This is a genomic window from Bartonella sp. OC16QHHD, from assembly GCF_042194035.1.
Lineage (GTDB): Bacteria > Pseudomonadota > Alphaproteobacteria > Rhizobiales > Rhizobiaceae > Bartonella.
Window position 1 is genome coordinate 1 of the sequence record NZ_JBHIMJ010000085.1, and the last position, 6,347, is coordinate 6,347.

The 6,347-nt window shown below is 38.7% G+C and carries 9 protein-coding genes and 2 pseudogenes; 9 read left to right on the forward strand and 2 right to left on the reverse strand.

From position 1 onward, the window contains the following. The 9 genes and pseudogenes from ACFIK1_RS08760 to ACFIK1_RS08800 form a co-directional block, all read left to right on the forward strand. Positions 1–226 (forward strand): annotated as a pseudogene (locus ACFIK1_RS08760) (hypothetical protein); the annotation flags it as partial. A 66-nt stretch (positions 227–292) separates the two neighbouring features. Then, positions 293–655, forward strand: coding sequence for an antA/AntB antirepressor family protein (locus ACFIK1_RS08765; protein ID WP_375632994.1), 363 nt, complete (start codon positions 293–295; stop codon positions 653–655). A gap of 15 nt (positions 656–670) precedes the next feature. After that, positions 671–1,399, forward strand: coding sequence for a Rha family transcriptional regulator (locus ACFIK1_RS08770; protein ID WP_375662605.1), 729 nt, complete (start codon positions 671–673; stop codon positions 1,397–1,399). Between the two features lie 12 nt (positions 1,400–1,411). After that, positions 1,412–1,819 (forward strand): hypothetical protein, encoded by a 408-nt coding sequence (locus ACFIK1_RS08775; protein ID WP_375637119.1) that lies wholly within the window; start codon positions 1,412–1,414, stop codon positions 1,817–1,819. A 124-nt stretch (positions 1,820–1,943) separates the two neighbouring features. Continuing rightward, positions 1,944–2,738 (forward strand): ERF family protein, encoded by a 795-nt coding sequence (locus tag ACFIK1_RS08780; RefSeq protein WP_375637118.1) that lies wholly within the window; start codon positions 1,944–1,946, stop codon positions 2,736–2,738. Between the two features lies 1 nt (position 2,739). Beyond that, positions 2,740–3,363, forward strand: a complete 624-nt coding sequence (locus tag ACFIK1_RS08785; RefSeq protein WP_375662603.1) for a lambda exonuclease family protein — start codon at positions 2,740–2,742, stop codon at positions 3,361–3,363. 109 nt (positions 3,364–3,472) lie between these two features. Continuing rightward, complete coding sequence (locus tag ACFIK1_RS08790) at positions 3,473–4,018, forward strand: hypothetical protein (protein ID WP_375662604.1); 546 nt, start codon at positions 3,473–3,475, stop codon at positions 4,016–4,018. A 124-nt stretch (positions 4,019–4,142) separates the two neighbouring features. Continuing rightward, positions 4,143–4,391 (forward strand): hypothetical protein, encoded by a 249-nt coding sequence (locus tag ACFIK1_RS08795; protein ID WP_375632693.1) that lies wholly within the window; start codon positions 4,143–4,145, stop codon positions 4,389–4,391. Positions 4,392–4,393: 2 nt separating this feature from the next. Next, positions 4,394–5,252 (forward strand): annotated as a pseudogene (locus ACFIK1_RS08800) (tyrosine-type recombinase/integrase). A 52-nt stretch (positions 5,253–5,304) separates the two neighbouring features. On the opposite strand, the gene ACFIK1_RS08805 reads toward ACFIK1_RS08800, so the two are convergent. Then, on the reverse strand, positions 5,305–5,604 hold the full coding sequence (locus ACFIK1_RS08805) for a HigA family addiction module antitoxin (RefSeq protein WP_183194585.1): 300 nt from the start codon (positions 5,602–5,604) through the stop codon (positions 5,305–5,307). A 17-nt stretch (positions 5,605–5,621) separates the two neighbouring features. Further along, positions 5,622–5,903 (reverse strand): type II toxin-antitoxin system RelE/ParE family toxin, encoded by a 282-nt coding sequence (locus tag ACFIK1_RS08810; protein WP_183194586.1) that lies wholly within the window; start codon positions 5,901–5,903, stop codon positions 5,622–5,624. Positions 5,904–6,347: the final 444 nt, after the last annotated feature.

Genomic DNA, 6,347 nt, shown 5'->3' on the forward strand with positions numbered 1-6,347 from the left:
CAATCCTTCTGAGAATAATTGTGAAGATATCTCTGAAGAAATTGCAGAAGCATATGTAAAAGAAAATATCGAACATCTCCACGAGGAGAGTAAAGTTCATGACTTTGTACTCGAAAGTGATGCTTACCAAGAACTTTTAGACGAGATCGCAGACGAAAAATATAATGATGAGATTTACGGTACTTATGAACAACAACACCGTTTGCGTCCTTGTGATGTGCTTTAAAAATTCTAAAGGGCGCTTTTAAAAGCGCCTCCCTTTTTCCCATCAATAATTGATTAGAGTAAACTTATGACCACACATGATACTCATATTCATAGTGAAGGATATCTCACGCCTGAAAACGAGGTAGACAACAAAATCGGTTATGTCCAAATGGTCAATGCCCATGTAATGCATAGGTACTTACATTTGAAACAAGATTTTTCCACTTGGTTTAATGATTGTGTTGAGAAGCTTGATCTAAAAGAAGGCGTGGATTTTGTTTTTACAAAACAAGAATGGAACAGACAGAAGATTTGTCCAAAATCTGAAATAGAAACAGATAAAACCGATAATCATTACTTCAAAATTCACGCAGCAAGGAAAATTGCTCAAGCAGAACGTCATAGAAACTATGGCAGAATATTATATCAAACCTTGTGTTTTTCTTAATTAAGGGGGGTGATGATGCAAAACTTTATTACAATATCTGAAAACAATTTTCAAAACACAACAGTTCAAACGATGTCTAGTCGTGAAATTGCAGAGTTATGCGGTAAGCAACATGCGCATATTATGCGTGATATTCGACAAATGTTAGGAGAATTATATCCTGAAGGGGGTCAATCCAAATTTGGATCCACCTATTTAGATAAACAGGGTAAGCCCCAAAACTGTTACAACCTCCCTAAGCGTGAATGCCTTATCTTAGTTTCCGGTTACAGCATGACATTACGTGCTAGGATTATAGACCGTTGGCAAGAATTGGAAAAGCAAGCAGCAATACCACAAATCGACTATTCAAGTCCAAAGGCTATGATTGGCTTTTTGAATTACCTACAAGGTCAAATAGATCAAAAAGACACCATCATTGAAGATTTAACACCAAAAGCCATGGCTCTTGAAAGCTTACAGCGTCATAATGGACTCTTTGGTCTTACAGAAACCGCTAAAATACTCGAGATGCAACCAAAACAATTCATTCAATTCTTACAGCAAAAAGGTTGGGTTTACAGACGAGCAGCAGGTGGAAATTTGCTACCGTATCAAGACAAAATCCAAAAGAAACTTATGGATTGTCCAACCATCACACTTCAAACCGCAAGTGGAATAGAAAAAGTCATTCCTTGCGCAAAAATCACAGCAAAAGGAATTGGTGTGCTGTCTCAAGAGCTTAAAAGACAAAGCATGCATTAAGAGGAGGTTATCATGATAAAAAAGAAATACGAACTGACAGACGCAACAATCGAAGTTAATGGCAGAACTCTCCACCGCATTCGCGCCTTACGAGACTTTGGAAACGTCGAGAAAGGCGATTTAGGGGGGTTTATAGAGCATGAGGGCAATTTAAGTCACGAAGGGGATTGCTGGGTTGGTGATAATGCATGGGTTTATGAAGGCGCCCGTGTTTATGATGATGCACAAATTTCTGATAATGTTCAAGTTTTTGGTAATGCAGAAGTTTACGAGGGTATACATTTTTATGGATATATAGAAGTTTACGGTGATGTACGTGTTTTTGGTAACTGCGATGCTATATACATTACCAATGATGCAGGTGCTTATGGGTATGTTGATAATACTGACCTCACCTCAACTAGAGAACAAACCAAATGAAAAAATACGACCGACTAATCTTATAGTATCTCTATAAGCCGTTTCTAACACCGAAAAACCAACTTTTAAACACCAGCGTGATTCACGCCACGGGGGAATTGCGCTCAAATAGGAGGAAATCAAGATGAGTAAACAAAACACTAACCTAACAGAAATTGAAGAAACGCATCACTTAGCGGTTAAACAAACTGCTATGGAACGTATTTTAAACAGAGCCTTAGAAAATGACGTCGATATGGATCGTCTCGAGCGTCTCATTGCCTTACGAGAAAAAGAAATAGAACGACAAAACTACGAAAGATTTGCCAGTGATCTTTCGAATATGCAAATAGAATATCAAAAAATACAAAAAAACTCTACAAACACCCATACAAACAGCCAATATGCAACCCTTGACCAGTACATTGATGCTGTAAAAAACACTCTTGCAAAACACCGATTTGCTTTGTTTTCTCGTATCAAAGAACAGAGTTCAGACAATATAATTATAGAAATGACTTTGACGCATCCGTCTGGAAATAAAATCTCAACAGAAGGAAAGTTTCCTTATGACACTAAAGGATGCAAATCAAATATACAATCGGTTGGTTCTGCAATCACATACGCACGCAGATATCTGTTAGGCATGCTTCTTAATGTCGTGAGTGAAGATGATGATACAGATGGAAACCCGCCTATTAAAAAGGCTTTTCCACAACAGATCAATGAAATCAGAAGACTTGTCGTACAAACCCAAACAGAAGAAGAAAAAATACTTGCTTATGTCAACGTCAAAAAGCTCGACGATATGTCTGAAGGACAAGCACAAACGGTATTACATCTTTTGAAAGATAAACAAAACAGGCAAAAGGCAGAAACAGATTCTACTATACAAGATGCCGATATAGAAACGCCACACGAACAGGGAACGGCGGTGTGAGATGGAACAAAGAACAGCAGAATGGTTTCAAGCGCGCTTAGGAAAAGTCACTGCTTCAAACGTTTACAATATACTCAGTAAGACAGCAAAAGGTTTTCCTACAAGCAAATATGAAGACTACAAAATCAAACTCATGACAGAACGCTTAATAGGGGAAATAAGCCAATCTTATACAACACCTGCTATGCAATGGGGCATTGAACATGAAGAGAATGCCTTGAGAGAATATGAATTCATTTATGACGCAGAAGTCACAAGATGCGGGTTTATCCCCCACCCAAAAATGGAAATGGCGGGGGCTAGTCCTGATGGGTTCATTGGAGAGGACGGTTTAATCGAAGTCAAATGCCCACAATCAACCACGCATTTGCGCTTCTTTATATATGACGAAATCAAGCCTGAATATATCGCACAAATGCAATTCCAAATGGCGTGCACAGGACGCAAATGGTGTCATTTCATGAGCTATAATCCAAACTTTGTAGGCAGATCTACTGGTTTGAGAATGAAAATCAAACGCATCAACCGTGATGAGCAATACATTGAAGAGATTAATAAAGCTGTCGAAATCTTTTTAGGGGAAATAGAACAAGAGATGCAAAAGATTTTGGCAAAAGCTGCTTAAACATATGGGGGTGCTCTCTCCTCCCAGCACCCCCACCCTTTCCTAACACTTTCAACACATGCGTGATTCACGCCACGGGTGGATTGTACGCAAATCAAGGAAATAAACCATGGAAAATAAATATGAACTGACTGATGAAACAACTGAGATTGAAGGTAAAACTCTCCACCGCATTCGTGCATTGAGAGATTTTGGGGACGTCAAGAAAGGTGATCTTGGAGGCTATATCGAGAAAGAAGACAACCTATCACATCATGGTAATTGCTGGATTGGGGATTATGCCAAGGTTTATGATGATGCTAAGGTTTACGAAAATGCACATGTTTACGGTTATGCACATGTTCACGACAATTCTCGTATTTATGGCAAAGCAGAAGTTTTCGATGAACCATGCATTTACGGTCATGCAGAAGTTTACGGTGATGCATATATTTGCGGTGAACCTAGCGTTTTTGATAATGCAGAAGTTTATGGCAATGCACAAGTTTACGAAGAGCCACACATTTACGATAGGGCGCGTGTTTACGGCAATGCGCAAGTTTACGGTGATGCGCATGTTTACGGTCATGCAAAAATTTACGGTGAAGCATGTGTATGTTGGGACGACTGGATTGATGGCGATAAAAGAATCTCAACTGGAGAAAAGACCAGATGAGAAAATACGAACGACTAATCTTATAGTATCTCTATAAACCAGCTTCTAACTCCACAAACAAAATTTCAACACATGCGTGCTTCACGCCACGGGTGAATTACATCTAAAATGAAGGGGAATAAACATGCCACACCGCCCACCTACTATCACGCAACCAGCTATTGCTCGTGCTTTACGAGAAGCTAAAAAACAAGGATGCGAACTCATAGAAATCAAACCTACAGGGGAATTATTAATTCATATCAATAAAACCATAACACCAACAACGACAGATAATACTTATAGCATCAACGATTTTCCACCACTTGAAAACGAGCAAGAAGAATACAGCACCAATAAATCTTGCCCCTCTGTCGACGGTATAAAGTTTTAGCCATGCCAAAACGCCGTCCACCGCATCTTGTTCGTGAACGTACACGCCATGGTAAAGTTATATGGTATGTACGTATTGGTCATGGACCACGGTTTCGGATTGAAGGAACCTATGGAACGCAAGAGTTTGTTGATAATTATACGCTGGCTATTAAACAAGCTCAAAATGGCTCCTCCAANTCTTGAAGCCGTAGATAGAAGGCGAGAGACCCCCGCGGCGGCAAGACATTTTTTGACCTCTTTAAACGGTCTCTTTAATTGGGCGGTTGATAATGCCCTTTTAAATAGAAATCCTGCCTTTAATATAAAAGCACCAAAATCTTTAAACAGTGAGGGATTACTGCCATGGCTAGAAGAGGACATAGACAAATATTATCACCGTTGGTCATATGGTACACATGAACGCGTCTGGATTGATGTTCTTCTTTATACAGGCTTGCGTCGTGGTGATGCCGTTCGTATCGGCTGGAAAGACGTAAAAGATAATATCATTTATCTCAAAACAGAAAAGAGCCAATTTAAAACAGATGTTTTTCTTCCTATTTTACCAGAACTAGAGGAAACCCTTAAAATTGGTCCCATAGGTAATGAAACATTTATTTGTGGTAAAGGTGGAAATAAGCTTGTCAAAGAAAGTTTTGGCAACCTCTTTCGTGAAGCATGTAATGCGGCGGGTATTAAAAAATCAGCGCACGGATTGCGAAAATTAGCAGCAACACGTGCAGCCAATGCTGGTGCGACAGTTTCGCAAATGAAAGCGCTTTTTGGCTGGACAGAAGATAAAATGGCATCTCTTTATACCAAAACAGCCGATAGAAAACGCCTTGCAATAGAAGCCATTAAAAAACTTCAAAAAGGTTAGAGCAACGGGCGGAAGCTAAAAAACTAAAGCCCCGTCAAAATTATAAACGAAATCAAAGCGACGTTTGATGTGCTTCAGAAACCAGAGGAGAAATAGGTGGTTGTGTCTGTTGCATTGTTTGCCATAAATTATAATTTGTTTGCATATCCAGCCAAAATTTCGCTTTACTAAAACCAGCTAGTTCTAATTTCACTGCAAGTTCGGTACTCATAGAGGCATGTCCGTTAATCACTCTTGATAGAGAAGCTCTTGTCATATGGAGATGATTAGCTAACTTTTGTATTGTTATCCCCATTTCGTCTAAGAAAGCTACTTTTAGAACTTCGCCCGGATGTGCGGGGTTATGCATCATTATTTTCGTTCCTTTCATCAATGGTAATCTTGATAATCAACAAGCTCCACATCTGTTCCTATAAAGCGAAAAGTAACACGCCAATTTCCATTCACCCATATAGAATAGTATCCTGTAAGTTCACCTTTAAGAGGATGCATTTTAAAGGCAGGTGCTTTCAACATTTCGGGCGTGGTAGCACTTGTTAAAGCCGTTAAGATAACGCGTAATTTCTTTACGTGATCTGGTCGAATAGCTTTTGTGGAACCTGTTGTATAAAATAATTTTAAGCCCTTATGTCTGAAACTCACAATTGCCATTAGCACCCCTTATCGTATACTATTACTATACGATTTATAAAAATAAGAGTCAAGTAAGATACTGGAAAATCTGATTACATATTTGGATAAAATGATTGAGAATAAGCTATAAAAAAGTTCGGGATAGACATAAAAATAAGTTAATAAAATCAATGGAATTAAAATTCCCTTACCTTTATATAAGTTATTGATTGCATATAAATGTAGCATTCCCACCCCCTCCGCCACAGCATTTTTATCATGCTATAACTTTTTGTGTATGTATGTAGCTTGCCTGTAGCTTGCCTGTAGCTTGCCAGCAGGTTTTGTATATTTTGACACTAGGTTTTGTACCAATTTATTTTTTCTCAAAGAGTTTTTAAGGGTGTAGCTTGCCAGCAGGTTTTGTATATTTTGCCACTAGGTTTTGTACCAATTTATTTTTTTCAAAGAGTTTTTAAGGGG

Excerpts from the sequence above, each read along its gene's own strand:
- ACFIK1_RS08765 (WP_375632994.1), top strand. The coding sequence starts at position 293 with ATGACCACACATGATACTCATATTCATAGTGAAGGATATCTCACGCCT.
- ACFIK1_RS08770 (WP_375662605.1), top strand. The coding sequence starts at position 671 with ATGCAAAACTTTATTACAATATCTGAAAACAATTTTCAAAACACAACA.
- ACFIK1_RS08775 (WP_375637119.1), top strand. The coding sequence starts at position 1,412 with ATGATAAAAAAGAAATACGAACTGACAGACGCAACAATCGAAGTTAAT.
- ACFIK1_RS08780 (WP_375637118.1), top strand. The coding sequence starts at position 1,944 with ATGAGTAAACAAAACACTAACCTAACAGAAATTGAAGAAACGCATCAC.
- ACFIK1_RS08785 (WP_375662603.1), top strand. The coding sequence starts at position 2,740 with ATGGAACAAAGAACAGCAGAATGGTTTCAAGCGCGCTTAGGAAAAGTC.
- ACFIK1_RS08790 (WP_375662604.1), top strand. The coding sequence starts at position 3,473 with ATGGAAAATAAATATGAACTGACTGATGAAACAACTGAGATTGAAGGT.
- ACFIK1_RS08795 (WP_375632693.1), top strand. The coding sequence starts at position 4,143 with ATGCCACACCGCCCACCTACTATCACGCAACCAGCTATTGCTCGTGCT.
- ACFIK1_RS08805 (WP_183194585.1), bottom strand. The coding sequence starts at position 5,604 with ATGATGCATAACCCCGCACATCCGGGCGAAGTTCTAAAAGTAGCTTTC.
- ACFIK1_RS08810 (WP_183194586.1), bottom strand. The coding sequence starts at position 5,903 with ATGGCAATTGTGAGTTTCAGACATAAGGGCTTAAAATTATTTTATACA.